The 26,144-nt window shown below is 63.9% G+C and carries 21 protein-coding genes; 1 reads left to right on the forward strand and 20 read right to left on the reverse strand.

Annotated features, from left to right (window positions below; translation table 11 throughout):
* Positions 1-88: 88 nt before the first annotated feature.
* The 14 genes from Mame_RS01700 to Mame_RS01765 form a co-directional block, all read right to left on the reverse strand.
* Positions 89-700 carry a GNAT family N-acetyltransferase gene (locus tag Mame_RS01700; RefSeq protein ID WP_018064664.1) on the reverse strand — a complete coding sequence of 204 codons (612 nt, stop codon included), beginning with the start codon at positions 698-700 and terminating at the stop codon, positions 89-91.
* A gap of 111 nt (positions 701-811) precedes the next feature.
* Positions 812-2,335 carry an aldehyde dehydrogenase (NADP(+)) gene (locus Mame_RS01705; RefSeq protein ID WP_018064663.1) on the reverse strand — a complete coding sequence of 508 codons (1,524 nt, stop codon included), beginning with the start codon at positions 2,333-2,335 and terminating at the stop codon, positions 812-814.
* A 22-nt stretch (positions 2,336-2,357) separates the two neighbouring features.
* Entirely contained in the window at positions 2,358-3,398 is a 1,041-nt protein-coding gene (locus Mame_RS01710; protein WP_018064662.1) for an Ldh family oxidoreductase, read from the reverse strand.
* A 97-nt stretch (positions 3,399-3,495) separates the two neighbouring features.
* The gene (locus Mame_RS01715; RefSeq protein WP_018064661.1) at positions 3,496-4,629 is read right to left on the reverse strand and encodes a M24 family metallopeptidase; all 1,134 of its coding nucleotides are present in this window, start codon (positions 4,627-4,629) and stop codon (positions 3,496-3,498) included.
* A 169-nt stretch (positions 4,630-4,798) separates the two neighbouring features.
* Positions 4,799-6,058, reverse strand: a complete 1,260-nt coding sequence (locus Mame_RS01720; protein ID WP_018064660.1) for an NAD(P)/FAD-dependent oxidoreductase — start codon at positions 6,056-6,058, stop codon at positions 4,799-4,801.
* 58 nt (positions 6,059-6,116) lie between these two features.
* Positions 6,117-6,833 carry a GntR family transcriptional regulator gene (locus Mame_RS01725; protein ID WP_018064659.1) on the reverse strand — a complete coding sequence of 239 codons (717 nt, stop codon included), beginning with the start codon at positions 6,831-6,833 and terminating at the stop codon, positions 6,117-6,119.
* Between the two features lie 625 nt (positions 6,834-7,458).
* Complete coding sequence (locus tag Mame_RS27570; RefSeq protein WP_269466904.1) at positions 7,459-10,944, reverse strand: S8 family serine peptidase; 3,486 nt, start codon at positions 10,942-10,944, stop codon at positions 7,459-7,461.
* A gap of 263 nt (positions 10,945-11,207) precedes the next feature.
* Positions 11,208-12,245 carry a helix-turn-helix domain-containing protein gene (locus tag Mame_RS01735; RefSeq protein ID WP_155121999.1) on the reverse strand — a complete coding sequence of 346 codons (1,038 nt, stop codon included), beginning with the start codon at positions 12,243-12,245 and terminating at the stop codon, positions 11,208-11,210.
* Between the two features lie 182 nt (positions 12,246-12,427).
* Complete coding sequence (locus Mame_RS01740; RefSeq protein WP_018064655.1) at positions 12,428-14,044, reverse strand: GMC family oxidoreductase; 1,617 nt, start codon at positions 14,042-14,044, stop codon at positions 12,428-12,430.
* A 145-nt stretch (positions 14,045-14,189) separates the two neighbouring features.
* The gene (locus tag Mame_RS01745; RefSeq protein ID WP_018064654.1) at positions 14,190-15,461 is read right to left on the reverse strand and encodes an ABC transporter substrate-binding protein; all 1,272 of its coding nucleotides are present in this window, start codon (positions 15,459-15,461) and stop codon (positions 14,190-14,192) included.
* 93 nt (positions 15,462-15,554) lie between these two features.
* Positions 15,555-16,205 carry an alpha/beta hydrolase gene (locus Mame_RS01750; RefSeq protein WP_018064653.1) on the reverse strand — a complete coding sequence of 217 codons (651 nt, stop codon included), beginning with the start codon at positions 16,203-16,205 and terminating at the stop codon, positions 15,555-15,557.
* Positions 16,205-17,164 (reverse strand): VOC family protein, encoded by a 960-nt coding sequence (locus Mame_RS01755; RefSeq protein WP_018064652.1) that lies wholly within the window; start codon positions 17,162-17,164, stop codon positions 16,205-16,207. Before Mame_RS01755 ends, Mame_RS01750 begins: the two co-directional genes overlap by 1 nt.
* A 448-nt stretch (positions 17,165-17,612) precedes the next feature.
* A complete protein-coding gene (locus Mame_RS01760) occupies positions 17,613-19,370 on the reverse strand; it encodes an FAD-dependent oxidoreductase (RefSeq protein WP_018064651.1) in 1,758 nt (585 codons plus the stop codon).
* Between the two features lie 48 nt (positions 19,371-19,418).
* Positions 19,419-20,492: a maleylacetate reductase gene (locus Mame_RS01765; RefSeq protein WP_018064650.1), complete on the reverse strand. Its 1,074-nt coding sequence runs from the start codon at positions 20,490-20,492 to the stop codon at positions 19,419-19,421.
* A gap of 93 nt (positions 20,493-20,585) precedes the next feature.
* Between Mame_RS01765 and Mame_RS01770 the strand changes: the two genes are divergently transcribed.
* Entirely contained in the window at positions 20,586-21,536 is a 951-nt protein-coding gene (locus tag Mame_RS01770; protein ID WP_018064649.1) for a LysR family transcriptional regulator, read from the forward strand.
* A 3-nt stretch (positions 21,537-21,539) separates the two neighbouring features.
* Here Mame_RS01770 and Mame_RS01775 read toward each other — a convergent pair whose 3' ends face one another.
* Genes Mame_RS01775 through Mame_RS01800 form a run of 6 tightly spaced genes read right to left on the reverse strand, consistent with a single transcriptional unit; the run spans position 21,540 to position 26,069 of the window.
* Positions 21,540-21,872 (reverse strand): hypothetical protein, encoded by a 333-nt coding sequence (locus tag Mame_RS01775; RefSeq protein WP_018064648.1) that lies wholly within the window; start codon positions 21,870-21,872, stop codon positions 21,540-21,542.
* A gap of 10 nt (positions 21,873-21,882) precedes the next feature.
* A complete protein-coding gene (locus tag Mame_RS01780; RefSeq protein ID WP_018064647.1) occupies positions 21,883-22,716 on the reverse strand; it encodes an intradiol ring-cleavage dioxygenase in 834 nt (277 codons plus the stop codon).
* A 22-nt stretch (positions 22,717-22,738) separates the two neighbouring features.
* The gene (locus tag Mame_RS01785; RefSeq protein ID WP_018064646.1) at positions 22,739-23,770 is read right to left on the reverse strand and encodes a branched-chain amino acid ABC transporter permease; all 1,032 of its coding nucleotides are present in this window, start codon (positions 23,768-23,770) and stop codon (positions 22,739-22,741) included.
* 9 nt (positions 23,771-23,779) lie between these two features.
* Positions 23,780-24,643 (reverse strand): branched-chain amino acid ABC transporter permease, encoded by an 864-nt coding sequence (locus tag Mame_RS01790; protein ID WP_018064645.1) that lies wholly within the window; start codon positions 24,641-24,643, stop codon positions 23,780-23,782.
* A complete protein-coding gene (locus Mame_RS01795) occupies positions 24,640-25,353 on the reverse strand; it encodes an ABC transporter ATP-binding protein (RefSeq protein WP_018064644.1) in 714 nt (237 codons plus the stop codon). Before Mame_RS01795 ends, Mame_RS01790 begins: the two co-directional genes overlap by 4 nt.
* The gene (locus Mame_RS01800) at positions 25,350-26,069 is read right to left on the reverse strand and encodes an ABC transporter ATP-binding protein (protein ID WP_026173443.1); all 720 of its coding nucleotides are present in this window, start codon (positions 26,067-26,069) and stop codon (positions 25,350-25,352) included. Before Mame_RS01800 ends, Mame_RS01795 begins: the two co-directional genes overlap by 4 nt.
* Between the last annotated feature and the right edge of the window lie 75 nt (positions 26,070-26,144).

The raw sequence follows: 26,144 nt of genomic DNA on the forward strand, positions 1-26,144 counted from the left end.
GCGCTGTCAGTCGGTGTTAGTGGTCTTCGAAGGGTGCAAATTGCCGCTGTTGGGATCTCTCCTCATGGCGAACCGGGCGCAATATCCGTCAAATGCCGACGGGCTTTGTCATCTGGGTCGCCATTGAGAAGCCGAAAACAGGGCTCAGCGGACCGAGCGACTCAACGGATTTCTCGACGAAGCCCTCCCGTTCGTAGAGGGCACGGGCGCGCGGATTGGTGTCGATAACGTCGAGGCGAACATGGCGCAGGCCCATCGACGCGGCGCGGGTCTCGATGGCCTTCAACAGGGCTTTCCCGATTCCCCTTCCTCGTGCGTGCGGTTCAACGAATATGCCATCCATAAGCAGCGTGTCCGGCTCGCAGTCACGCTCCAGAATGCCGATCAACAGACCGCGGAATGTCGCGCCGATCCATCCGAACGTCACCGCCAAGTCTCTGAAACCACCGCCGATAAACGCCCCTTCCGGCGACTTGAAACCGGCCACGCCAAGAAAATCGCCGTTTTGCGAGACCGCGCTGATCGCATGGTCGGGATCGATTGCGCGTTCAATGAAAGTGACCGCCTTCGCCTCGGGGCCAAGCGGGTAGCGCAGCTTGCGCGAAAATGCCCGCCAATATCCCCGCGCGGCGAGATGGCGGTGTTGAAACCGCAAGCCGGCCTCGATCCGGAAAGGCGCTGAATTCCGATCTTCACTCAATCCGTTGTCTCCTTCGATATCCTATCAGATGGGGAGACCCGGGAGCAGGTTCAATCGAGATCGCGCCCGCTACCGACAGTCGTGGCAACCGGGCGCGGCAGTTCGCAGCCGTTACCGGCGCAAAGAGTCGGGAAGCAGGTCCGCCGGCATGTCCTGATAGGAGATCGGACGGAGGAAGCGGTCGATCGCGAGCGTGCCGACCGAGGTTGAGCGCACGTCCGAGGTCGCCGGATAGGGCCCGCCATGGACCATGGCAGGCGACACCTCGACGCCGGTGCCAAACCCGTTGACGAGCAGACGGCCGGCCAGCATTTCGAGCTTCGGCATCAGTTTCGCCGCCGCCGGATAGTCCGCTTCGTCGATGTGAAGCGCGACGGTCAACTGGCCTTCCAGACCATCGACCACGGTTTCGAGCTCCGCCATATCGCGGCATCTGACGATCAGGCCCGCACCGCCAAAGACTTCGTCATGCAGGCTCTTGTCCTTGAGGAACGAGGCGGCCGTCGTCTCAAAAAGCGCGGCCTGGCCGTGAAACTCGTCGCCCTCCTGCCCTTCGGCAAGCTGAGTGACATCACTGTGGCTGACCAGTTTTGCCACGCCGTCACGATAGGCCTTGCAGATGCCGGCGGTCAGCATCGTCTGGGCCGGCACGGCCTTCAGCGCCTCGACGGCGCTCGCCTTGAAGGCTTCGAGCCCCTCGCCTTCGACGGCCAGAATCAGCCCGGGATTGGTGCAGAACTGGCCGGCGCCGAGCGTCAGCGATGCCGCGAACGCCGCGCCGATCTTGCCGCCGCGCGCCTTCAGCGCTTCTGGAAACAAGAGGACCGGGTTGATCGCGCTCATTTCGGCATAGACCGGGATCGGCATGGCCCGTTTCGCGGCGATATCCACCAGCGCCAGACCGCCCCGGCGCGAGCCGGTGAAGCCGACCGCGCGGATCAGCGGATGAGCCACCAGCGCGCCGCCGATCTCATAGCCGGTGTCATGCAGCATCGAAAACGTGCCCGCCGGCATGCCGCAATCGATCACGGCCTGCTGCAGCGCGCGGGCAACCAGTTCCGAGGTGCCGGGATGGGCCGGATGGGCCTTGACCACGACCGGGCATCCGGCCGCCAGCGCCGAGGCGGTATCGCCACCGGCCACCGAAAACGCCAGCGGGAAATTCGATGCCCCGAAAACGGCAACCGGGCCGAGGCCGACCTTGCGCAGCCGGAGATCGGGCTTCGGCGGCGTGCGGGCGGCATCGGCGGGATCGAAACGCAGGTCCTGAAACGCGCCTTCGCGCACCACACCGGCGAAGAGACGCAACTGGTTGACGGTGCGCATGCGCTCGCCTTCAAGGCGCCCGCGCGGCAGCCCGCTTTCGGCCATGGCGCGCTCGATCAGCGGCTCGCCGATGGCCAGGATATTTGCGGCCGCCTTTTCAAGAAACGCCGCCCGGTCTTCCAGCGCCGTCTCGCGATAGGCGAAGAAAGCCTGCCAGGTAAGTTGCGCCGCCTCGTCCAGATCGGTAACGCTCGCGCCGCCGAACGCGCCCTCCAGCGCCTTTCCGGTGGCCGCTTCCACAGCCGTCAGCGTGCCGTTTTCGCCCATGCGGGTCTCGTTGCCGATCAGCAATTCGCCGGTGATCTTCATTGGTGCATCCTCAGTCTGGTTCTCAAATCGTCTTGTTTTGATGTTTTGCGGCACGCAACCGCAACTCGTCGAGCACGTTCTTGCGCACCGGCATAACGCCGGCCCTGGTGTTGCGGGCCCGCGCCCGGTAGCGTCTGGCAGAGGGAAGGCGCGCGCCCTGCCCTTCGATCGCGTCAAACAGCGTCTCGCCGCGCTTCAGATTGTCACGTGCCGCCTGCCCCATGAAGGAGGCCGGATCGAGCGCGATGATCAGTTCACCGTGAAACGGCGTGACCTTGGCGCCATCGTCGAAAGCCATGGATTCGGCGCTGGTGAGATCGCCGATCAGCGGCCCGGCCAAGAGTTCGATCATCGTCGAAAGCGCCGAGCCCTTGTGGGCGCCGAAGGTGAGCATCGCTCCGTCCACCGCTTTGTCCGGATCGGTCGTGGGCTTGCCATCGGCATTGATCGCGGTTCCTTCCGGCAGAGGCGTCTTCATGCGGCGGTGCAGTTCGATATCGCCGCGGGCGATCGCCGAGGTGGCGAAGTCGAACACGAAGGGATGTTTGCCGGGGCGCGGCCAGGCGAAGGCAAACGGATTGGTGCCGAACACCGGCCTGCTGCCGCCCGCCGGCGCGACCCATGCATGACTGACCGTGACGGCGATGGCGACAAGGCCCTGATCGGCGATCCTTTCCACCTCCGGCCAGAGTGCGGAGAAATGAAAGCAATTGTTGATCGCAAGCGCTGCGAGCCCGCAATGCCGCGCCTTTTCGGCGATAACGGGAAGCCCGGCCTCAAAGGCTGACAGCGAAACGCCTCTGCGGGCATCGACGCGGACGATCGCCGGCGCGCGGTCCTCGACGACCGGCGTCGCGGCCGGATCGACCTTGCCGCGCTCGATCAGCTCCAGGCAACTGATCAGCCGGTAGAGCCCGTGCGAATGGCATTCGTCCATCTGCGCGCGCACGACGCAATCGGTGATCGTGCGGGCATGGTCTTTGGAATAGCCGGCCGCCGAAAGCAGGCCCTCGCCCAGCGCCCGCGCCTCATCGATCGCAATCGTTTCGAAATCGTCGCTCATGCCGTCTCCCTTCAGGCGTGGTGTCGCATGCGCGCCATGCGGAAAGCGCGCCGGAAGCAATCTGCCCCATGGATGAAGTCGATGGGAAGCCCGGCGCTCAGGCGAAGGGCTCGGTCGGGCCCTTGCCGGGCGTGGTGAACCAGACCGGCCCGTCTTCACCCATGTGAATGATGTCCTCCAGCCGGACGCCGAATTTTTCGGGCACGACGATCATCGGTTCGTTGGAAAAGCACATGCCGGGCAGAAGCGGCGCGGCATTGCCCCGCACGATGAACGGCGCTTCGTGAATATCCATGCCGAGCCCGTGCCCCGCTCTGTGCGGCAGGCCGGGCAGGCGATAATCCGGGCCGAGGCCATGAGCGGCGATCACGCGGCGGGCCGCATCGTCGAGGGTTTCGGCCGCAACGCCCGGCTTCGCCGCGTCGAACACGGCCTGCTGCGCCTCGCGTTCGATCATCCAGATCCGCGAAAATTCTGCCGAAGGCTCCGCCTTCACATAGGTGCGCGTCATATCCGACTGGTAACCGCCGACAATCGTGCCGGTGTCGACGAGAATGATATCGCCCTCGGCATAGGTCTGGTCGTCATCGACGCCATGCGGCAGCGATGTCGCCGCGCCGAAGGAGCAGATCGCGAAGGTGCTGCCCGAGCCGCTGAGCGCGCGGTGGGTCTCGTCAATGAAGCGCACGACCTCGGAAGCGCGGATGCCCGGCTCGATCAGCGCGTGAACGCGCTTGTGCACCTCAAGAGTGGCATCCATCGCATACTGCATCAGCGCGATCTCGGCGGGCGATTTCACCGCTCGGAGCGAAGAGATCATCGGCCCGCCGTCAACGAGCCGCTCCGGCGCGAGCTGCCGGACAAGCGCCGAATAGATGGCGAACGGCAGCGCGTCGTCGAGCGCCAGCGTCCGGCCCTGGCCAAGCAGCTTCGCCGTCAGCGCCGCGGGGTCTTCGTGCTCGTCCCACGCCGCGATGTCGCCGTCGAGGCGATCGAGCGTTTCGATCTTCGAGACTTCGAAGGCGGGCGCGATATAGGTCAGGCTGTCGGCGGTGATCAGCGCCCCGACCAGACGCTCGCTCTGGTGCCATACAAGCCCGGTGAAGTAGGCAAGGCTGGTGGTCGAGCCCAGCAGCACGGCATCGGCGCCGGCGGCCTGCATGGCCGCGCGCAGCCATGCGATCCGGCCCTTGCGTTCGTCTTTGCTGATCGGTTCAGGGCGGTTGGTCATCGCAGCGGTCTCTCCGTCTTCACTCGATCCAAGATCGAGATTTTTTCATTCACCAAATCCGCCTACCATATTTGTCGTCAGTTTGTCGACAGTGCGATCGGCGAGCTTTTGCAATCAAGAAAACCGTACCGGCCCCCAGCAGACGCCGGCCCCGGAACGACCGCGCGCCCTACCGGCCGGAAAACCGGTCGAAACGCAGGTTTTCGAGGTTCACGGATGGCTTCTGCTGGCCGGCCAGTTCCGCGATCAGCCGACCCGTGGCGGCCGACTGGGTCAATCCCAGATGCCCGTGGCCGAAAGCGTAGAGCACGTTCGGCGCGGCCTTCGAGCGGTCGATCACCGGCAGGCAGTCGGGCATGGAGGGGCGGAACCCCATCCACCGCTCGCCGCCCTCGGTCTCAAGGCCGGGCAGGAACCGTTTGGCAAGTGTCAACAGCGCCTCGGCGCGCTTGAAATTGGCTGGCAGGTCGAGGCCGCCGAACTCCACCGCTCCGCCGACGCGGATACCCGCCTTCAGCGGCGTGACGACAAAGGAATGATCGTTGAAATAAAGCTGGCGCTTCAGCGGGAAGGCCGTTGCCGGCAAGGTGGTGTTGTAGCCGCGCTCGGTATCGAGCGGCACCGCCTCGCCCAGGCTTTTCGCAAGCGTTTTGGACCACGCGCCGCAGGCAACCACGACGGTGCGCGCCTCGAGGACGCTTCCATCGGCAAGGCGGATGCGCGCGCCCGCATCGGTCGGTTCGATGGCGGCGGCTTCACCGATGGTGATCGTGGCGCCGTCCTCCCGCAGGCTTTCGGCGAGCGCACGGGTAAAGCCGGCCGGATCGGAAACCTGCAGCCCGTCCTCGCTGTAGATCGCATGTTCGAACTGCGTCGCGAGACCGGGCTGAAGCCTCGCGATCTCGCTGCGGCCAACGCGGTGGAAATCGAAGCCGGCTTCGCGCTTTCTTGCCCAGCCGGGTGCTGCGGCGGCAAAACTCTTTTCGCTGTCGTAGAGGTCGAGCGTGCCGGTATTGACGATAAAGGAAGCCAGCCGTGCGTCCTTGCGGACCGTTTCATATTCGGCGACCGCCAGCCGCATCATCGCCGCCTGAACCTTGAGCCCGCGCTCGAAACTGGCCCTGGAGCTCGCCTGCCAGAAATGCCAGAGCCAGGGTGCCAGCCTTGCCGCATAGGCCGGGCGAATGGCAAGCGGCCCCAGCGGACCGAGCAGCCATCCGGGCGCTTTCCAGGTAATGCCAGGCGCGGGGATCGGCACGATCTCGGGGAAGGCGAGAATGCCGGCATTGCCGGCGCTGGCTCCCGCCGCGATCGCGCTGCGCTCCAGGATCGTGACCCTTCGGCCGGCCTCCACGAGGTAGCGCGCGGCCATGCAGCCGATAATCCCGCCGCCGATCACGACGACGTCTGCTTCGGATTGGTCTTTCATCAAGTCCTCATGTTGTGCGGGCAGGTGGCGGCAATGCGCCATAATCATGAACCATGGCTCACCCTAGCGGCAGCGCGCGCGCCTGATCGGCTTCCCGCGCCAGATATTCCTGGATCTGGCGCACGATCTGCCCGGCATGGGCGACTGCCAGCCGGTCGGCCCTGTCGACATCCCCGGCTTCGATCGCCGCGATGATATCCTCGTGCTCGTTCACATATTGACGCGGAAGCTGGTCCTCGAAGGTGGAATAGTAAAGCCTCAGGATACGGCGTCCCTCATCCAGCAGCCGGGAGAAGAAACCGGTGTAATAGGCATTGCCGGCCAGCTCGGCGATGGCGACGTGAAACTCGCGGTTGGCCTCGATCATGGCAAACGCGTCCTGCGCTTCCACGGCGGCGACGAACTCGTCCTGTCGGCTGCGGATGTTCGCCATCATCGCCCGCTCATGCGGCGCGCGCGCGGCCGCGCCTCTGGTGCTGATCCGGTACATCAGCGTCAGGGCTTCGAAGTAATGCGGCATGGCTGCGAAGTTGATGGCGGAAACGATGGTGTTGCGGTTGGGCAGCGTGGTCACCAGCGTATCGCTTGCAAGCCTGAGCAAGGCCTCGCGCACCGGCGTGCGCGACATGCCGAAGCGCTCCGACAGCCTGACCTCGTCGAGCGGGCTGCCCGGCGTCAGCTCCATCGCCAGAATTTCGCGGCGCAGCGTCTCGTAGACCTTCTGGGTGCCCGACCCGCGCGTTTTCGTTTTTGCCGCCTCTACCGCTGCCGCCATTACTGCCTCATTTCTGGTTCTCGGGCTTCCACACAATCCCGCAGATACTGTATGCTATCCGTTCAGCCGGCTTGATCCGACCAGGCCGGCGACGTCCGGGCTTTGAGCATACGTCGCCGCCGGCAGGTTGTCGACAATTTGTGTTCAGAAAAATGCGCCCGCCTTGCGGGCTGACAGCGGCATTCTCGGGACGGTGAAGAATGCGTTCGCATGGAGAAGAGTGAGTTTAACGCCTGAACGGCCTGACGCGCGGCAAGCGCGCTTTCGCCAGGACTTACGACCCCGCTTGGACGCCGGGCCGCCATGTCAAAAATCCGTGTGCCCGGCCAATCCGAGCCCGATGTTCCAGGCGCCGGCGTTCGGATAGCTGCGCCGTTCTCGCCAATATGGACGATGTCCAGGTGCGCCGCCTCGTCGTACCGGACAGCGACAAGCGCATGTGCGGGATCGTTTCGCTTGCGGATGCCGCCCGCGGCAGCCATATGGCCGGGAACACGGTCCGGAAGGGCTGAAAGCGTTCGTCAACATCAAGTCGATCCGGATCGGCTGATCGGCCAGGACGCCGAAAAGGGCCGGAAAGCCGGCCCTTTTCTTTGCGACGCACCCGTTTTTTTCTGGCTCGCTGTCAGAAGCTGAGGCTGGCCTTGGCGGAGAACATGTGGCTCTCGAGGTTTTCCCGGAACTCGCCCTCATAGGCGGCTTCGAAGGTGAAGCGGTCATCGGCGAAGGCCGTCACAGAAACCCGGCCGATAAAGGCATCGGCGCCGATATCCGCGCCTGCGACATCGAAATCGCTTCCGAAAATGCCGAGCGTCGATGAACGGCCGGTATCGCCGTAATCATGCCGCCAGCCGGCGCTGATCGCGGGCAGAAGCCGCACGCCATTATCGAAGCTGATATCCTTGGAAAGCGCGACCGCCAGCGTGGTCTGGGTTTCGTCGAACGTCTGTGAGGGGATGGCGAGCGCGAAGCTGCTGCCGCTTTCCTGCATGCTGTCACGGTGAAACGCGCGGTATCCGAGCGTCGCCGAGGGCGTCAGCGTAAACGCATCCATATCGAGGTCCGAGAACGCCGCGGCCTCGATGAACCCGCCGGTGCCATGGCCGCTGGCAGACGCCGTGGCCGAATAGGCGCCAAGCGCGGTGATCCGGCTGGTCGACAGGTCGCCGTAACCGAGGCCGGCGCGGCCGGCAAAGGTCATCATGCCGGCGTCAAAACTGCCGTAGAGCGCCGCCTGATAGGTGCCGACATCGCCGGAGCCGCTGGCGCTCGCCGAGACATCGGCATATTCATAGGAGGCGGCGACGCCGGCGACGCCCTGGCCGAACCGCCAGTCGTAGCCGAAGACGCCGTTGCCGCCGGAGACATCGTAACCTGAAAGTCCGTTTGCCGAACCGACGCTGGTCGAGAGCGAATTGCCGCTCGCCCAGAGCGTTCCCTCGCCGGCGGAGCGGTCGCCCGTTCCGGCAAGACCGTTCGTCAACTGCATCTGTCTCGTGCCAACGGCATCCGCAAACCGGCCGACGGCGCGCACCGCGGTCGTTCCGATCTCGGCATGCAATTGTCCGGTCATCGACGGAAGACCGGCCGCCAGCGCAGCAAGGTCGGCCGCATAGAGCGTGTTGTAGGCATCGTTATAGGCCGCGTCCGGACGCACGCCGGCCGATGGCCGCGCCATGTCGATCGCGGTGCCCAGCGCGGTCTCGTTTACCGTGCCAGTAATGCCGAGGGCTGCCAGATCGCCATAGCGTTCCGGCGTTGCCGCCAGCGACAATGCTTTGTCGAAATAGAGCACATCGAAACGCGTGTTTGCCGCAAGGCCAGAGGCCGGCTGGGCGAGGCCGTCGAAACTGCCAGCAACGCTGCCGTCCGGGGCCGAAACGAAGGTGAAGAGCTCGCCCGGCTGAGGCGTGAAGCTGTTGGTGGCGGAACCCGAAATGCCGCGCAACTGCGGGGCAAGCGTGCCGCCCGCGGTGAACACGTTGCCGCTGCCGGCAAGGATCAGGCGGTCATAATTGCCGGCGCCGTTGCCGGTTCCGGTTCCGTCGACTTCGATCGTCGCGACAGCAGAAGAATTGAGCGTGACATCGCCGTAGACGGTCAGCGTTCCGGGCGAATTGCCTGGGGCCAGTTCCCCGGAAACATCGATGTCGCCGCGCACGACGCCAACGCCGCCGAGCGTGCCCTTGCTGCCGACCGTCAGAACCGGCGTTGCCAACGCGCCATCCACCGACAAGAGGCCCCCGGTGACCGAACTACCCTTCTTGAAGGCCGCGGCGCTGGCGATCTCAAGCGTGCCGCTGCCCTGCTTTTCCAGACTGCCGTCACTTTCGAAGGAAACGAGCCAGGTCGTATCGGCATTGCCCGCGCCAACCGTGTAGACCCCGTCCCCGCTCATGCCCACCGGTCCGACGGAAAGCGCGCGATCGAGCCGGAGCAGGCCATGGCCAAAGACGGCATCGACGCCTTCAGCGCCGAGATCCTCGGCGGTCATGAACAGGATGTCGACGATCTTCGCCGGCGAGAAGGTCGGATAGGCCTCCGTCAGCACGGCCACGGCGCCCGAGACGTTCGGCGCGGCCATTGATGTTCCGCTGTAGTTGTCATATCCGCCCATATCCTCGGGAACCGTGGAATAGATGCCGCTGTCGACGTGATTGGCCTGCCCGCCGCCGGGTGCGGCGATACACCATTCCATGGCGACGCCACAGTGACTGGAATAGTCGGCAATATGGTTATAGGCATCGAGCGCCACGACGACGACGATGCGGCCGCGCTCAATCCCGTCGGCCTTCTCGGCCGCGGCCAGCGCTTCGGCGGTTGTGAAGCTCAGATCAAGCCCGGCGCCGTGATCGTCATAGATCAATGCGCCTGCCGAATTGGTCGCGCCCTCGTTTTTCGGCTGAATGAAGGGGTAAAGGCCGCCGCCCGACGGATTTTCCGCGTAGACAGGAGCTCTGAGCATCTCATTGCCCGCTGCCACGACCAGGATCTGGCCGGCATCCATATTGGCCCTCAGCGCCTTGGCTTCGGCCATCACTTCGTCCGGATCCTCGATGTCCCAGTTCAGCTCGCCAGGATCGGCCCCTGGACCGTAGCTCATATTGATGACGGCAATGTCTTCAAACTGGGCCAGGTAGCGGCTGGCATCGATTGCAGGCTCCTGCATGTTCCCGGACAGGGGATCGCATTCGTCGTAGAGCACGTTCGGACCGCAGCCTTCAAGGTCGTCGAAGTCGAACTCCTTGTAAACGCCGCCGCCGAGATCGACTCTCACGGGACCGTCGCCATGGGGGATGGCCTTGACGGCCAAAATCCGCGCATCCGGCGCGACGCCTTCCATGCCGAACCCGTTGTGACCGGCCCCGATAATGCCCGCGACATGGGTGCCATGCCCGTTGACGTCGTAGGAATCCGTCCAGCCCTGCTCAAACCCGGCTTTGAATTCCTCAAGCGTGATGGTCTCGCCCTCGAGATCCCTGTCGACCCAGTAAAGATAGGTCTTCGACCGATCATCGACGCGGCCTTCAAATTCCGGGTGCATCGTGCCGTCGGGCCGCACATCGAGACCGGTATCGATAACGCCGACGAGGACATCCTTGCCGGTAAAGCCGAGCTCGCGCGCCGTCCTGGCGTGGATGGCATCGAGCGAATAATTGCGCTGGAACTCACTGAGCGCGCTTTTGGGAATATCGGGATTGCCGCCGGGATACGGCAAAGCCCGTTCACCCGGCGCAGACGTCAGCGACCGCGACGGATAGACCTGCGCCAGATGGCGTCCGCTGTCGACCGCGCGCGCGATGTTCTGCGCCAGATCCGGGCGCAGGCCGATGGCTGTCGCCTTGATCTGGTCTGCGCGAGCCGGCGTCAGCCGGGTGTTTTCCACAATGCTGGCGAGGAAGGACGTGGTGCCGTAGCCGGCGGCCTGACCGAGCGCATCCTCGATGGCCGATGCCGAGAACCAGGATTGCGCGCCAGCCGTAACGCCGGCCTCCGCGGCCTGGGCCGGGCTGAAGGCGGGCGCGATCAACGCCGAGGCCATCAGCAGAGCAAGCGTGCGGCAGCGCAGAACCTTGCGGCCACGAGCGTGTGAAGCAGTACCAGAAAACATTTTTGACCCCCAGTTTTTTTTCGAAACCCCACCTTGAAGATGCCGGTTTCGCTTTTTCGCGCAAACAAGCGCAGTTTCCCTGGATCTGGCCACCCCTGTCGCCAGTCCCGGACACGATCTCTTTTTCGGGAAGCGGCGACGCGCGCTGCCCGGATTGATCGTTTTTGACTAAAGGAAGGCAGAACGCTTGTATCGCCCGCACGTCCCCAATGATGTGCAGGACGTACCGAAATGGATTTCTTCCAGCGGAAGCCTGCCCCGCGTCAGACGCCTGCAAACCATGCAGGCCAGGTATATCTTGTCGGAGCGCCGGAAGCGGCGGACATCGAGGCCACGTGGCGTTGCCGCCTGGCCTCGCCCGGCGTCATGCCATAGCGGCGGCGAAAGGCCCGGATAAAGGCGCTCTCGGACTGGAACCCGACCGAGGCAGCGATGGCGTTGTTGTTGAGCGGCAGTGCATACGGATCGGTGAGCTTGTGATAGGCCGCGGCGAGCCGCCGCTCCCGCACGAAGGCAGCAACGCCGCCATAGGGTTCGAAATGGCGATAGAGCTTCGTCCGCGAGATGCCGAAGCGGGCGGCGATATCCTCCACCGTCAGGCTTTCGCTTTCGAGATTGGCGTCGATATGCCGGCGCACCTCCTGCAGCACGCTTTGTTGCAGCAAAGTCGTCTGCTCGTCCGAAAGATCGCGGCTGTTATTGATGACGGCGGCAAGAAAATGGACCAGCGCCGAAAACACCTGGGGTCCGTCCTCCGCGCGGATTGCAGGGGCCATGCGATAGACATCCAGAACATGGGTGCGGAACAGGCGGGCAAGTGGCGTGTCGCGGCGCACACGCCGGTAATGCAGCCCATCGGGCTCGCGCAGCAGCGGCGCGAGCCGGTCGCGCGGCACGGCAAGCGCCATGAGGTCGAAATCCTCGTTGACGGTGTCGAGCGGCTCGGCATTGTCGAAGATACAGATATCGCCTGCATCGAGAATGACATCGCCGCGGGCGGTGCGCGCGTGACAGCGCCCCTTGAGGAATATCTGGATCATGTAGTTGTCGACGCCATCGCGGCCGATCTGCGTGCGGCTGCGCGAAAAAGCCTGCTGCACGCTCGCGCAGCGCCCCAGCGTGCCCGCGCCAAGCAGGAAACCGTTCACTTCCGCGTGAAACGGTTCATCCGCGGCGGCATCCAATGTGGGCAGGTAGAGCTGGCTCATGGCGTCGCGCCATTCCTGGTAGTCGGTGCTCGCAAAGACGTCGTTAGGGACGGCGTCCTCCTCCACTGGCTTGACTGTGGTCTCTTCCGGCAATTTGCGTCTCCCCCAAGGCGGCGGTATCACCGCCGCTTGCTCCTTTCCAATCAACTCAATAAAGACCCACCCGGGCGCGAGGCCTTTGATGATCGTCAGCTAAAATACTGTAAAGCATTCTGCCGCTGTCCTCAAATCGCGTCGGTTTCCGCCGGTTTTTGGAGGGAATGCGAGCGCTTCCGCTATCGCGACGCCAGCATCATCTCAGCGGCCTTCTCCGCGATCATCGTCACCGGCGCATGGGTGTTTCCGGAGGGAATGGTGGGCATGATCGAGGCGTCGGCGATGCGCAGATTGGCGAGGCCACGCAGTTTCAACTCCGGATCGACCACGCTTGCGGGGTCGCTGCCCATGCGGGCCGTGCCGACGGGGTGGAAGATGGTGGTGCCGAGCCTACCCGCCGCCTTCAGGAGGTCTTCGTCCGATTGCACATCCGGACCGGGTTTGATCTCGCACGGGTTGAGCCCGACCAGACCGGCGGCGGCCATCAGGCGTCGGGCGTGGCGGAGACTGTCGACGGCGACGATCTGGTCGGCGCGCGCGGAGAGATAGCAGGGCCGGATTTCGGGCGGGCGATCTGGCACGGGCGCGGTGATATGGATCGTGCCGCGACTTTCCGGCCGCAGATTGCAGACGGAAACCGTAACCCCCGGCTCCTTGTCGAGCGGCTGGCCGAAGGCTTCCAGCGAAAGCGGCTGGATATGATATTCGAGATTGGCCCGCTCATGCTCGGGCGAGGACCGGGTGAAGATGCCGAGCTGGCTCGGCGCCATCGACATCGGCCCGGTGCGGCGAAAGGCATATTCGAGGGCAATGCCGGCCTTGCCCGCAAGCGTCGCGAGCCGATCGTTCAGGGTGAGCGCGCCGGTGATGCGGAACACGGTGCGAATTTGCAGATGGTCCTGAAGGTTTGCACCCACGGCGGGAATATCGAGCGCGACCGGAAGACCAAGGGATTGCAGCAGGCCGCCATCGCCAATGCCGGAAAGCTCCAGAAGCTGCGGCGTGTTCACCGCGCCGGCGGAAAGCACGATCTCGCCCCGGCAGGCGGCCCGTCTGACCCGGCCGTTCTGGCGGTAGATCACCGCCTCCGCCCGCCCCTGCGAAAGGGCAATGCGCTCAACCTGGGCCTTCGTCTCGATGCGCAGATTGCGGCGTGACCGGGCGGGGTTCAGGAACGCCTTGCGGGCGTTCCAGCGCAACCCGCCGCGCTGGTTCACCGGAAAATAGCCGACGCCCTCATTGTCGCCATCGTTGAAGTCGTCGGTCGCGGGAATGCCGATCTCTTCGGCTGCAGCCGCCAGCGCATCAAGCACGGGCCAGTGCAGGCGCTGTTCGCAGACGTCCAGCTCGCCGCCCTTGCCGTGGACGGCGCTCTCCGGGCCATAGTGATTTTCGGATTTGCGAAAAAACGGCAGCACATCGTCCCACCCCCAGCCGGTGCAGCCGGCCTGCCGCCACTGGTCGTAATCCGCCGCCTGTCCGCGCATGTAGATCATGCCGTTGATGGAGGAACAGCCGCCCAGCACCTTGCCGCGCGGATAGGCAAGCGCGCGGCCGTTCAGCCCCGCCTCGGGCTCCGTGCGATAACACCAGTCGAGCCGGGGATTGCCCATGGCATAGAGATAGCCGACCGGGATGTGGACCCAATGGTGGTTGTCGTGCCCGCCCGCCTCCAGCAGCAGAACCCGGTTGGCCGGGTTGGCGCTCAGCCGGTTGGCCAGCACGCAGCCGGCAGACCCCGCCCCGACGACGATATAATCGAATTCGCCCTCGTCGACGATATCCGTTTCAACCATGCTCATCACTCCAGGCACGCACGCCCATGCCTTTAGGGCCGATGCCTTTGGAGCGGCTCCGCGTTTCATCGAACGCAAACCCGCTCCAACACCATGCTTTATCATCTTGACGGTCGGCGGAAGCTTCCGCCGACTGAGAGACGCCCTACAGCGCTTCCATCGTGCCGCCGGTCGGAATCTCAGGCGCCGCGCCGTTTTCGACGATCACCAGATCATAGCCGCCATCATCCTTGATCCGCCACTGGCCGCCGGTGAGCGGCGTCTTGCAGACGTTTTTCGCGGCAAACGGCGGCACGCCCTTGCCGTTCCAGGCGATCGGGCCGACGACGCATTCCATCTCGGTGGCGGCGATCGCCTCGGCAACGACCTCTCCGTCGGTGGGGTCTTCGGCCCTGCCCATGACATCGGCGGCGACCTCGAACAGCGAATGCACGAAGCCGATCGGCTGGGTCCACGGACGGCCGGTCTTGGCCGTGAAGTCCGCGGCAAGCTCGGCCGAACTCTGCCCGGTCACGGAGGACGAGAACGGATGGTTCGGCGTCCACCACACTTCCGAGGACAGGTTGTTGCCCGCCTCGCCGAGCGCTTCCACCGATTGCGGGAACAGCAGCGCCTTGGCGACCGTGACGGCCTTCGGCTGCATGCCCTGCTGGCGCAACTGGTTCCAGAAGGTGGTGAAATCCGGCGGAATGAGAACGCCGGTGATGATATCGGTGTTCGCCGCCTTGAACGCGTTGATCTGGGCCGAGAAATCATCCGACAGGTTCTGGAAGCTGCCGGGATTGGTCAGCGCATAGCCGCGTTCGGCTAGCCCCGGCTTCAGGCCGGTCTCGGGGTCGCCCCAGGCATTGCCGTCGGCATCGTTGGGGAACAGGCCGCCGACGGACTTGTTGGTCTGGAGCTGATCCCACATGGCGGTGTAGACCGCGATGATATCTTCCATGCCCCAGAAATAATGGAACGCGAACTCGAAAGGCTGCCAGCTTGCCGGATCGCGCGGATTGGCCTGCTGCCCAATAAACCAGGGCTGCCAAGGCGCGACCGTCGAAAGCACTGGAATGCCCTCGGATTCGCACACGCCTGAAACCGGATTGGTGGTTTCGGGCGTCGAGGCGACCAGCATCAGATTGACCTCGTCGCTCAGGATCAGTTCCTTGGCAACGTCGGCGGCGCGGTTGGGGTTGGACTGGCTGTCCTTGACAATCACCTCGAAATTCTTGCCCACCGACGATGCCAGGAAGGCCTCGATATTGTAATTGTCGCTTTCGGCAAAGCCGGCCAGCGGCCCGGTCTGGGGCGAGACATAGCCGAGCTTGATCTTCTTGCCCTGGGCGATCGCGGGCGCGGCAAGCCCGGGTGCTGCAAGCATCAGCCCCGTGGCTGCGGTGGAGCGCAGAAACTTACGTCTGTTGATCATTTTTCCTCTCCCTTGTGTAACGAACCCTCCGCCCCGACCGCTGCCATCCGCATCGCGAACGCCTCCGCAGCGGCGGCTCGGGAAAATATGCAGCTAGCGGGCCGCTGCCATGCCAATGGACCCTCCGGCGGTCAGATCCTGCAGCAGATTTTGCAGCATGGCCACTTCCGCGTCCGAGACCTCATGGCCGCGACCGGGAAAAATGTCCGCGCGCAACCGGCCCTTGCCCGCGCCAAGTTCGCATGCGGCCTCGGCGAAGGCAGTGACCGGGATCCACGGATCGGCATCCGAGCCCGTCAGGTAGACAGGCAATTCGGGGGCCAGAAGGCGGGGCCGGTCATCGGTCGCAACGCCCACGCGGCAGCCGGTAAAGGCTGCAAGCGCCTGCGGGGCGGCAAGCCCCGCAAAGGCATATTCCAGCGCGAGACAGGCCCCTTGCGAAAATCCGGCGAGCAGCAATGGCAGTGCGCCGAAGGCGGCGCGCGCCTCGGCGACATCACCGGCAAGCTGATCCAGCGCCGCCTGGAGCGCGGTGCGCGTCCCGGCGGTCAGGGGATCAATGGCCCGGGCGTCATACCACGAACCGCTTTCGGCCCGCGGTAGAGCGAAAGCGACATCCGGCGCATCAAGGCGGGCCAGAACATGGGATTGCATCTCCTCGGGCGATTGCCCGCGGCCATGCACAAACACACAGATCGCTCTGGCCTGTTTTTCCGCCGCAAGATGAAGCGCGCTTGATGCCATCAGGCGAACTCGGCCTCTTCCAGCCCGGCGCGCAGCTCTTCTTCCCGATCCTTGAACCATGGCGGGAACACAAGCGTCTTGCCGATCTGGCCGGGAGGCTCGTCGCGGGCCCAGCCCTCCGGCGTGGTCCAGGCCAGTTCGAACAGCGCGCCGCCCGGCGAGCGGACATAGCAGGACTTGAAGTAGTTGCGGTCCTTCTGCTCGGAAATGTCGGTGAAGCCGAGACCCTCGATATGGGCGCGCAAGTTCATCTGGTTTTCCTCATCGCCGGTGTTCAGCGCCAGATGATGGATCGTGCCGCCCGACAGCGTCCAGGTGCCCTGCGGGCTTTCCCGGTCGGTGATCACCTCGACGCGCTGGATGATGCCATTGGCGTCCGGCACGCGGTAGACCGTGCCTTCATCCGTGTCGGCCTCCTTGGTCAGAGGCAGGGCGATGGTCATGAAATCATCCATTGCGCTACGGTCGAAGCAGGCGACCAGTGCGCCGTAAATTCCCTTGATGCCGTGCTCGGCGCTTACGCCCTGCGCCTCGTTGGCAATCGGCGTGCGGTTGTCGCTGTCGCTTTCCACCAGCTCATGCGGAATGCCGCAAGGATGGGCGAAAACGACGCGGTCGGCGCCGAAACGGGTGATCTTCTCGGCCTTGATGCCGCGCTCGTTCAGCCGGTCGACCCAGAAGTTCGCGGCGCCCTTCGGGATCGCCTGCATGATGGTGCGCGACTGGTTCGTGCCGCGGCGGCCATAGACGCCGGGCTTGCGGAACGGGAAGGTGGTGATGATGGTCGAGGCGTCGCCATCGGGCGAGCCGTAATAGAGGTGATAGACCGGGATCACGCCGTCAAACAGCACCGTGCGCTTGACCGAGTGAAGCCCCAGGGTCTTGGTGTAGAAGTCGAAATCCTCCTGCGCGCCATCCGTGGAAAGCGTCAGATGATGATAGCCGCTGATTTGTGCCAAGATACAATCCTCCCAAAATGCAGTCTGTTTGTGCGGCGCCGCATGAAGAACACTCCCCGCAGCGCCGTTTTCGTAAACACAAGCTTACGAAACCGTTCCGGCAGCAGCCACGCGCAAACATGGATGCTTCCGCAAAGTCGTCATCGATCTGAAAATAACGGCGTCGCAACGCCTCATCCGTGTGCGACAGCGCCCAAGCCAAAACAGCGAAAGAATTGAACCATCATCTCCCGGCGTCTTTAACGTCGGGCGAAGCGTGTTCAATTCGCTCGCATCATCGGCGTTTCCTCCAAACCGATCCTCCTGAAATCAGACTAACCCATGGCGAAAGCGCCGGTTATGCGATGTTCGAAAACTTGCATGACTTTTTGTTATGAAGTTTTTCAGATCCCGGCTGGAGCTGCTTCACATCAAAACCGTTCGCTTTCCGCCTCGGATTTTCCCTTGCCTACCGGGCCAGGATGCGTTTCAGCGCCCGGTGCAGTTCAGCCTCCGGATCGTCGACGGGCGAGGACACGCGCCAGCAGACGTGGTGGTCCGGACGCACCAGCAGGCAGCCGCTGTCGCAGATTTCCGCCAGCCTTGCCCATTCGCCGCTGTGGTCGACATATTCCCGGCGCGGCCCGATCACATGGGTCACGATCTCGATGCCGAGCGCATCCCCGACCCGGGCGGTCGCCTCGACCCAGGCCTCGCCGCCGAGCCCGGTCAGAATGGTGAACCGGCCGTGGCCGCAGAGATCGAGCGTCGAGACCTCGGCCCCGTTGTCGTGGCGGTAAAGCCAGGCATGCGGCAGCCGCGCGCCGGGCCATGTAGTCGGCTGGTAGTGAAGGTCGGCATCGAGCTGGAAGGCCGGCTCGATCTGACCGTCCGTCACCACCGCGTCCGAGCTGTAGCGCTGGTTCATCTCGACGCCGTGGGCGTCGAACTCGTATTTCTTGAAGGCAATCGCCTTGCGGATCGCCTCGCGCTGCGCCTCGGCCTCCGGCGTGCCATTGGTGCGCGCCTCGAGGTTCTTCTGCATCTGCTCCGGGTTCACCCCTTCGGCCATGCCGAGGGCTGCGAAGATCGGGCCGGTTTCGGCGATCGACTGGTTTGCCCGGGTGACGATCTGCTTGGCGACGGGCGCCCGCTCGGTATCGTAGCTGTCGAGCAGATGCTCGCCCGCCTGCCCCTTCAGGACCATGGCCAGTTTCCAGGCCAGGTTGAAGGCATCCTGGATCGAGGTGTTTGAGCCGAGACCGTTCGACGGCGGATGGCGGTGGATGGCGTCGCCCATGCAGAACACCCGGCCATTGGATGTTTTGGTGGCGTAGAAATTGTTCACCGTCCAGGTGTTGGCCGACAGAAGCTCGATCTCGAGCTCCGGATCGCCGATCAACTGCCGGGCGACGCCGGTGGCGAATTCCGGGGTCACGACAGGCTCGGGCTCGTTGATATCGTAGCCCCAGACGATCAGCCATTCGTTCCAGGGCCGCACCATGCGCACCAGCCCCATGCCGATGCCGCCGACATCCGCGCCGGGCTGCATCACCCAGTAAAGCACGGACGGGCGGTGGGCGACGTATTTCGTGAGGTCGGCCTTGAACAGGATGTTCATCGATCCGCCGACGCCCATCTTGCCCTCGAAGGGCAGGTTTTCATTCTCCGCGACCAGCGATTTGCCGCCATCCGCGCCGATCAGATATTTCGAGCGGATCGTGAATTCCTTCTGCGTCAGCCGATCCAGACAGGTGGTGGTCACGCCATCGGCGTCCTGCTGGTGGCGCAGATATTCGGTCGACATCCGCGCCTGGGTGCCGCGCGAGCATGCGGTCTTGAACAGCAGCGGCTCCATGAAGGTCTGCGGCAGGTCGTTCATCTTCGTCGGCGACGACATCAGATGCTCGGCCTTGGAGAGCGGATGATTGCCCCAGGCCTTCATCCGGCCGATTTCCTCGCCGGCAAGGCTCTCGCAGAAGATGTTCTCGCCCATCAGCTCCTGATGGGTGGCGAACATATAGGCTTCGTCCTCGACCTCGCGGCCGAGGTCGCGCAGCACCTCCATGGCGCGCTGGTTGGTTATGTGCGCGCGCGGCGTATTGGCAAGCCAGCGGTAGCGGTTCACCGCCATGTTTTCGATGCCGTAGGTCGAAAGCAAGGCGGCCGTCGCCGAACCAGCAGGTCCGGTGCCAATGATCAATACATCGGTTGTGATGTCTGGCATAAGTTCTCCTCCCAGGAACAGTATAGTGCGGGCGCGATCGCCCGAAAATCAAAAGGCCGGCATGTCTCCGCTCCACGCCGCCTGCAGCAGCGTCCGGATCGCATCCCGTTCGATCGGGCGCGGATTCCAGTAGGGATTGGCGACGGCAAGGTCGGCCGCCTTGTCGAGATCGGCCTCGCTCACGCCAAGATCGCTGAGCGCCAGCGGCGCGCCGATCTCCTTGGCGAAACGGTAGAGCCCCCTGCCCGGATTGTCGTCGTCGAAGAGCTCGGCGACCGGCGCCAGCAGCTCCGGGACCGCGCCGGCATTATAGGCCAGGGCATGCGGCAGGATGATCGCGTGGGTCTCGGCATGGGGCAGGTTGAAACTTCCGCCCAGCGTGTGGCAGAGTTTGTGATGCAGCGCCATGCCAACCTGGCCCAGCACCGTACCGCATAGCCATGCGCCGTAAAGCGTCTCGCCGCGCGTCGCAACGTCTTCGGGCGAAGCCAGAACGCGCGGCAGGCTGTCGCGGAACGCGCGCAGCCCCTCGACGGCCATCAGAGAGGAAATGGGAGACCGGTCGCGGGCATAAAGCCCCTCGGCCGCATGCGCCATCGCGTTGAGCGCCGAGGTCACCGTCATTCCGACCGGCAGGGTCGCGACCAGTTCCGCATCATAGAGAATGGTGCCGGGCTGCACCTTGGGATTGGTCTGGGTGGTTTTCACCCCATTTTCGGTCTGGCCGAGAATCGGCGTCGCCTCAGATCCGGCATAGGTGGTGGGCACGGCGATCTGCGGCAGGCCGGTCCTGAGCGCGATGGCCTTGGCCAGTCCGGTCGTCGAGCCGCCGCCAACCGCGACCAGCACGTCCGCGCCCAGTTCTTCGGCGTGTCGGACGGCCTCTTCCGAGACGTCGACAGGCGTATGCATCGTCGCATTGGTGTAGGTGCCGGCGGCGCGCGCGCCACAATACCCGGCAAACTCTTCGGCCAGCTCAGCCTGTTGCGGCGTGGTCAGGATCAATGCCCGCTCGGCGCCGAGCGTTTCCAGTTCCTCTGCGATGTTCTTGCGCACCCCGGCGCCGAAACGGACCCTGACGGCAGCGCTACGTGCGGTGAATTCCTCGCGAAAAAAAGACAATCGACTCCCCCCTCATGCTGGACTGAAAATCACGTTACCCCATTCAAAGGGAGATATTGATCTGATGATTGAAATAAAATATTCCTTTGGGTTATGAAAATAGACAGCGAGCATCTCGAAATTCTGGCGCTGATCGTCGAGAAGGGCGGTTTAACCGAAGGGGCGGAAGCGCTCGGGAAGTCGCAGCCCTCCGTCTCGCGCAGCATGACATTGCTGGAAAAAAGGGTCGGCATGCCGCTGTTCGAACCGGGCCGCCGACCGTTGCGCCCGACGGAGCTCGGCGCAAGCCTTGCCCGGCTCGGCAACCGGATCCGCACCGCCAACCGCGAAGCCAGTCTTCTTGTGCGGCGCTTCCGCCAGGGGCTGGCCGGCCGGCTGAGGGTGGGCGGCTCGCCGATCTTCACCGACGGCGTCGTGGCCAAGCTGATCGCGGAATTCCAGTCGCGCTATTCTGACGTCTATATCGATCAGTCCTACGGCTATCTGGACACGCTCGAGGCCGGGCTGAGGAATGGCGGCCTCGATATCGCCATCCTGCCGCTTCATCCCCGGCAGGTGCCGTCCGACATGGAGTTTCTGCCGCTGCTTTCGGGCCGCAATGTCGTGGCGTGCCGGCAGGATCATCCGCTGACGCGGATCAAGGCGATCACCTCCGATGCGATCGCACCCTATCCGTGGATCGCGCCGCCCTCCAACAGCCCGCTCTACCGCGACCTTGAGCGCGCGCTGAAGTCCATGGGACAGGAGAGTTTCATGGTCAATTTCTCGGGCGGAACGCTGGCGTCCATCCAGTCGCTTTTGCTGGGGTCGGATTCGCTGACCGTGCTTCCCTATTCGGTGGTGTTCCTGAACCGCCGCACCATCCCGCTTGTCGCCCTGCCGTTGAAGATCGACCATCCGAACCGCCAGTTGGGCGTCATGACCAAGACCGATGGCAAGAGACCGCCGGCGGCCGAGCAGTTCATCACCTTCCTGCAGACCGAAGCCCAGCGGCTGCAGGCGCGCATGGAGCACGACGAGCAGGTGACCCAGCGCCGCGGCTGAGCCCTACTTCAGCGCGACATAGGTCTCCGGATCCAGCATCGCGATGCGCACGGCGACCGACTGCCCCGTGGCGTGACCGATCTGCTCGCGAAGCTGCCCGGCGACTTCTGTGACCATCGCGCGCGTGCGATCCGGCCGCTCCAGCAAGAAAAGCTCGACATTGATCTGCGGCTGATCCGGCATGCCGAGCACCGGGATTATGGCGAGCTGGAAGGCTTCATTGCCGACCGAGAGACTGGAACACAGCGATGTGCGCATATCCGGCAGAAACGCCGCGAGACCGTCCCGCGCCGCGCCATATTGCGCCTCATCGATGAAGATTTTGACGTTGGGCATTCTGACCTCATTATGAAACGAGAACGAAATCGAAGGGGGAGCGCCACAAGGTCGCGCCGTTCTCGACCCGTTCATAGGGCGCAATCAACGTGTCCTTGACGCCGAAAACAGCATCGGATTCCAAATATTTATCGCCGCCGACAAAGGTGTGGGTGACCAGTTTCTGATAGCCCGGCGCGGTGACGAGATAGTGCATATGCGCAGGCCGGTAGGGATGGCGGCCGAGATGGCCGAGCATCTGTCCCACCGGACCGTCATCAGGGATCGGGTAGCTGACCGGCTTGATGCCGACGAAGCTGTAGCGCCCGTCCGCCCCGGTGATGAACCGCCCGCGATTGTTCCATTTCGGTTGAATGCCCGGCTGCTGGACGTCGTAATAGCCGTCGGCATTGTCCGACCAGACATCCACCGTCGCGCCTTCGATTGGGTTGCCGTCAATGTCGAGAACACGGCCTTCGAACAGGCAGCTCTCGCCCTTGCCATCCAGCGAAATAGTGTCCCCCATCTGCCGGATTGGCGCGCCGTCGACATGGAAGGGGCCGAAGACGGTGTTTTCCGTCGCGCCTTCGGGCCGGCGGTTGTTGATCGCGTCGACCAGCATCGAGAACCCGAGAACGTCCGACAGCAGAATGAACTCCTGCCGCTCCTCGGAGCACATCTGGCCCGTCTTCGTCAAAAAACCGATCGCATAGTCCCACTCTTCCTGGGTCAGATGGATTTCCTTGGCGAAATCATGAAGATGGCGAACGAGACAGGACATGACCTCCGCCAGACGCGCGTCTGTTTCAGGACCCATGCGCTCATTGACGGTGCTGGCGGAATTGTCTTCGGTGAAATAGCTCATGAACTTCTGCTCCTCAAAGGGGTCATGTGATTTTGCGATTGCGCGGGCCGGTTTTCGGCGGAAGATGTTCGAGCGGCAGGAAGTCGAAGCCGGTTTTCTGCACGACGCCTCCCCACAGTCCTCGTCTTTCGAACAGCATGATGGCAATGCCGATTATTCCCAGAATGATCAGATAGACGGTTCCATAGTCCGACAGCAGGCGCTGAAGCCCGTAGAAGACCAGCACCCCGATGATCGGCCCCGGCAGGGTGCCGATCCCGCCGATCACGACTATGAAGATGACGAAGGCGGTCCAGTCGATCACCGAAAAGGCGGCGTCGGGCGCGATCCGGCCAGTCTGGAGAAAGATGAGGCCGCCGCAAAGCCCGGTGCCAAAGGCGGTCAGCATGAAAACCAGCGCCTTGAGCCGCAGCGGATCGACGCCGACGGAGCGCGCCGCGACCGTATTGTCGCGCATCGCCTGCAGGCCGAGCCCCATGCGCGAGCGCAGGAACAGCCAGCTTGCGGCGAGCATGATCACGACGAGCCCGAGGGCGAGCCAGTAGGTCAGCACATCCACGGCCGCCGCTCCCGAAATATCGAGAAGATCGCGCAAGGTCTGCACGCCCGGCATTTCGCGCGCGGCCCCCCTGGGCAGCGCGGTGCCCGTTCCCCCGCCAAGCGCCCGCCACTGGCTGAAGGACAGCCGGGCGATTTCGGCAACGGCCCATGTGCCGATCGCGAAATAGGCGCCGTAGAGACGGAAGGTGAAGAAGGCGACCGGGACCGAAAGCGCCATGGCCACCAGCCCGCCGATCAGAATGCCCGTCAGCGGATCGATGCCCCACAGGATCGCGGCCGCGAACATCGAATAGGCCCCGACGCCGACGAAAAGCTGCTGGCCGACCGAGACCAGCCCGGCAAAGCCCGCCAGCATGTTCCAGTTCAGCGCCAGAACCAGCAGGCACAGCACCATGAACAGGTCCTGCACCAGGGCGCGCATGCCGAACAGCGGTATGATCGCCAGGATGACGACGATGACGGCGGAGAAGAAAAGTTCAAACGCGTTTCTCATGGCCGGTCCTCAATCATAGGCGCGCGGGAACAGCCCGCGCGGCCGCACGAGCAGCACGACGACAAAGGCGACATGGCCCGCCAGAATTTGCCATTGCGGGTTGATGGCGGCGCCGAAGGCCTGCGCCACGCCGATAATCAACCCGCCGATCAGCGTTCCCCACAGGCTGCCGAGCCCGCCGATGATAACCGCCTCGAAGGCGTAGAGCAGACGCGCCGGCCCGATCGACGGATCAAAATTGGCCCTTGCGCCAAGGTAAAGCGCGGCGATCGTGGCCACCACCATCGCGATGCCGGTGGCGACCGCGAAAACCCGTTGCGGACGGATGCCCATGAGTTGCGCCGTCACCGGATCGTCCGAGGTGGCCCGGAAGGCCCGGCCAAGGGCGGTGCGGTAGAAGATCCAGTTCAGACCGAGGATGACGAGAATGGCGGAAGCAAAGGTAATCAGCGGCATGACGCCGATATTCATCGTTCCGAGATAAACCGACTCGGCCTCGATGGGTCCGACCGGCAGTTTGCGGCTGTCGGCGGTAAACTGCTGCAGCAGCGCGTTCTGGATGACGATCGACAGGCCGAAGGTGACCAGAAGCGGCGGCAGGATATCCTCGCCCAACACCCGGTTCAAAAGCGCGATCTGCAGCACATAGCCAAGCGCGAACATGATCGGCATGGCGATCAGCGCGGCGATGAACGGGTTCAGCCCCAACACAGTGCCGACGCCGAGGATCAGATAGGCGGCCAGCACGATCAGGTCGCCATGGGCCAGATTGACCAGCCGCATGATGCCGAAGACAAGGCTCAGCCCGGCGGCAAACAGGGCGTAAAGACCGCCAAGCAACAGGCCCTGAACAAGCGTATCCAACCAGATCATGCGTGACTTACTCCGAAATAGGCGTCGTGGATGGCCTCGCGCGACAGTTCCGAAGGATGCCCCGACAGGGTGATGCGGCCTTCCATCATGCAGTGGACGACGTCGGCGATCGCCAGCGCCTGGCCGATATCCTGCTCGACGACGATGATCGCCGTGCCGCTCTCGCGGATTTTCGGGAAGGAGGCGTAGATTTCGCGGATGACGACGGGGGCGAGCCCCAGGCTCAGTTCGTCGCACAGCAATACCGACGGGTTCGACATCAGCGCCCGCCCGAGCGCGACCATCTGTTGCTGGCCGCCCGAAAGCGCGGTCGCCGGCTGGCTGCGGCGTTCCGCCAGAACCGGAAACAGTTCGAAGACCCGCGACAGGTTCCAGTAGCCGTTGCCCTTGCGGGCGTGCGCCCCAATCTCGAGGTTTTCCTCGACGCTGAGGCTCGGAAACAGGCAGCGGCCCTCCGGCATCATGCTGATGCCGGCACGCAGAATGTCCGGCGCTGCCAGCCGGTCGATGCGTTTGCCCTCAAGAGCGACCGTGCCCGCCGTTACCTTTGCGATGCCGGTGATGGCGCGCATCAGCGTGGTCTTGCCGGCGCCGTTCGCGCCGATGATGGCCAGCGCCTCGCCGTGCCTCAGCGTCAGATCGACGCCGAACAGGGCCTGGAAGTCGCCGTAATGGGCCGTCAGGTCGCGGATTTCCAGAAGCGCGCTCATGCCTCGATCCCCAGATAGATTTCGCGCACCTTCGGCGCTGCCATGACCGCGTCCGGCTTGCCGTCCATCAGCACCTCTCCGAAATTGAGCACCATCAGCCGGGACACGACCGCGTTCAGCGCGTGCAGCACATGCTCGATCCAGATGATCGCCATGCCCTCGGCATGGATGGCGCGGATCGTCGACACCAGTTCGCCGCATTCGCCATCGGTCAGCCCGCCCGCGATCTCGTCCAGCAGGATCACATGCGCGCGGGTGGACAACGCGCGCGCCAGTTCCAGCCGCTTGCGGCTGAGAAGCGGCAGGGTGCCGGCCTTTTGCGTGGCCAGATGATCGAGCCCCGTTCGGGCGAGAAGCTCCATGCAGAAATCCGGCGCTTCGGAGGCCTTGACCGAACCGCCGAACCGGGCCGCCACAAGCAGGTTTTCATAGACGGAGAGATGGCCGAAAGGCTGCGGGATCTGGAACGAGCGGCCGATCCCGCTGGCACAGCGCTGCATCGGGCTTTCGCGGGTAACGTCGCGGCCGTCCAGCATCACCTGTCCGCTGTCCGGCTTGAGATTTCCGGTTATGAGATTGAAGAGCGTGGACTTTCCCGCGCCGTTCGGCCCGATGATGCCCAAGGCCTCGCCGGCGGCCAGATCGAAACTGACATTGTCAGCGACCTTCAGCGAGCCGAAGCTTTTCGACATTCCCTTGACTGAAAGGACTGCCATACTTGTTCTCTCCCCTTGCGGACCGCCTCCCCGGAATTCCCCGGAATTCCCCGGAACAGTCCGCCTCCTCGCAAT

The organism is Martelella mediterranea DSM 17316, from assembly GCF_002043005.1.
Classification (GTDB): domain Bacteria; phylum Pseudomonadota; class Alphaproteobacteria; order Rhizobiales; family Rhizobiaceae; genus Martelella; species Martelella mediterranea.

Excerpts from the sequence above, each read along its gene's own strand:
- Mame_RS01705 (WP_018064663.1), bottom strand. The coding sequence starts at position 2,335 with ATGAAGATCACCGGCGAATTGCTGATCGGCAACGAGACCCGCATGGGC.
- Mame_RS01710 (WP_018064662.1), bottom strand. The coding sequence starts at position 3,398 with ATGAGCGACGATTTCGAAACGATTGCGATCGATGAGGCGCGGGCGCTG.
- Mame_RS01715 (WP_018064661.1), bottom strand. The coding sequence starts at position 4,629 with ATGACCAACCGCCCTGAACCGATCAGCAAAGACGAACGCAAGGGCCGG.
- Mame_RS01720 (WP_018064660.1), bottom strand. The coding sequence starts at position 6,058 with ATGAAAGACCAATCCGAAGCAGACGTCGTCGTGATCGGCGGCGGGATT.
- Mame_RS01725 (WP_018064659.1), bottom strand. The coding sequence starts at position 6,833 with ATGGCGGCAGCGGTAGAGGCGGCAAAAACGAAAACGCGCGGGTCGGGC.
- Mame_RS27570 (WP_269466904.1), bottom strand. The coding sequence starts at position 10,944 with ATGTTTTCTGGTACTGCTTCACACGCTCGTGGCCGCAAGGTTCTGCGC.
- Mame_RS01740 (WP_018064655.1), bottom strand. The coding sequence starts at position 14,044 with ATGGTTGAAACGGATATCGTCGACGAGGGCGAATTCGATTATATCGTC.
- Mame_RS01745 (WP_018064654.1), bottom strand. The coding sequence starts at position 15,461 with ATGATCAACAGACGTAAGTTTCTGCGCTCCACCGCAGCCACGGGGCTG.
- Mame_RS01750 (WP_018064653.1), bottom strand. The coding sequence starts at position 16,205 with ATGGCATCAAGCGCGCTTCATCTTGCGGCGGAAAAACAGGCCAGAGCG.
- Mame_RS01760 (WP_018064651.1), bottom strand. The coding sequence starts at position 19,370 with ATGCCAGACATCACAACCGATGTATTGATCATTGGCACCGGACCTGCT.
- Mame_RS01770 (WP_018064649.1), top strand. The coding sequence starts at position 20,586 with ATGAAAATAGACAGCGAGCATCTCGAAATTCTGGCGCTGATCGTCGAG.
- Mame_RS01775 (WP_018064648.1), bottom strand. The coding sequence starts at position 21,872 with ATGCCCAACGTCAAAATCTTCATCGATGAGGCGCAATATGGCGCGGCG.
- Mame_RS01780 (WP_018064647.1), bottom strand. The coding sequence starts at position 22,716 with ATGAGCTATTTCACCGAAGACAATTCCGCCAGCACCGTCAATGAGCGC.
- Mame_RS01785 (WP_018064646.1), bottom strand. The coding sequence starts at position 23,770 with ATGAGAAACGCGTTTGAACTTTTCTTCTCCGCCGTCATCGTCGTCATC.
- Mame_RS01790 (WP_018064645.1), bottom strand. The coding sequence starts at position 24,643 with ATGATCTGGTTGGATACGCTTGTTCAGGGCCTGTTGCTTGGCGGTCTT.
- Mame_RS01795 (WP_018064644.1), bottom strand. The coding sequence starts at position 25,353 with ATGAGCGCGCTTCTGGAAATCCGCGACCTGACGGCCCATTACGGCGAC.
- Mame_RS01800 (WP_026173443.1), bottom strand. The coding sequence starts at position 26,069 with ATGGCAGTCCTTTCAGTCAAGGGAATGTCGAAAAGCTTCGGCTCGCTG.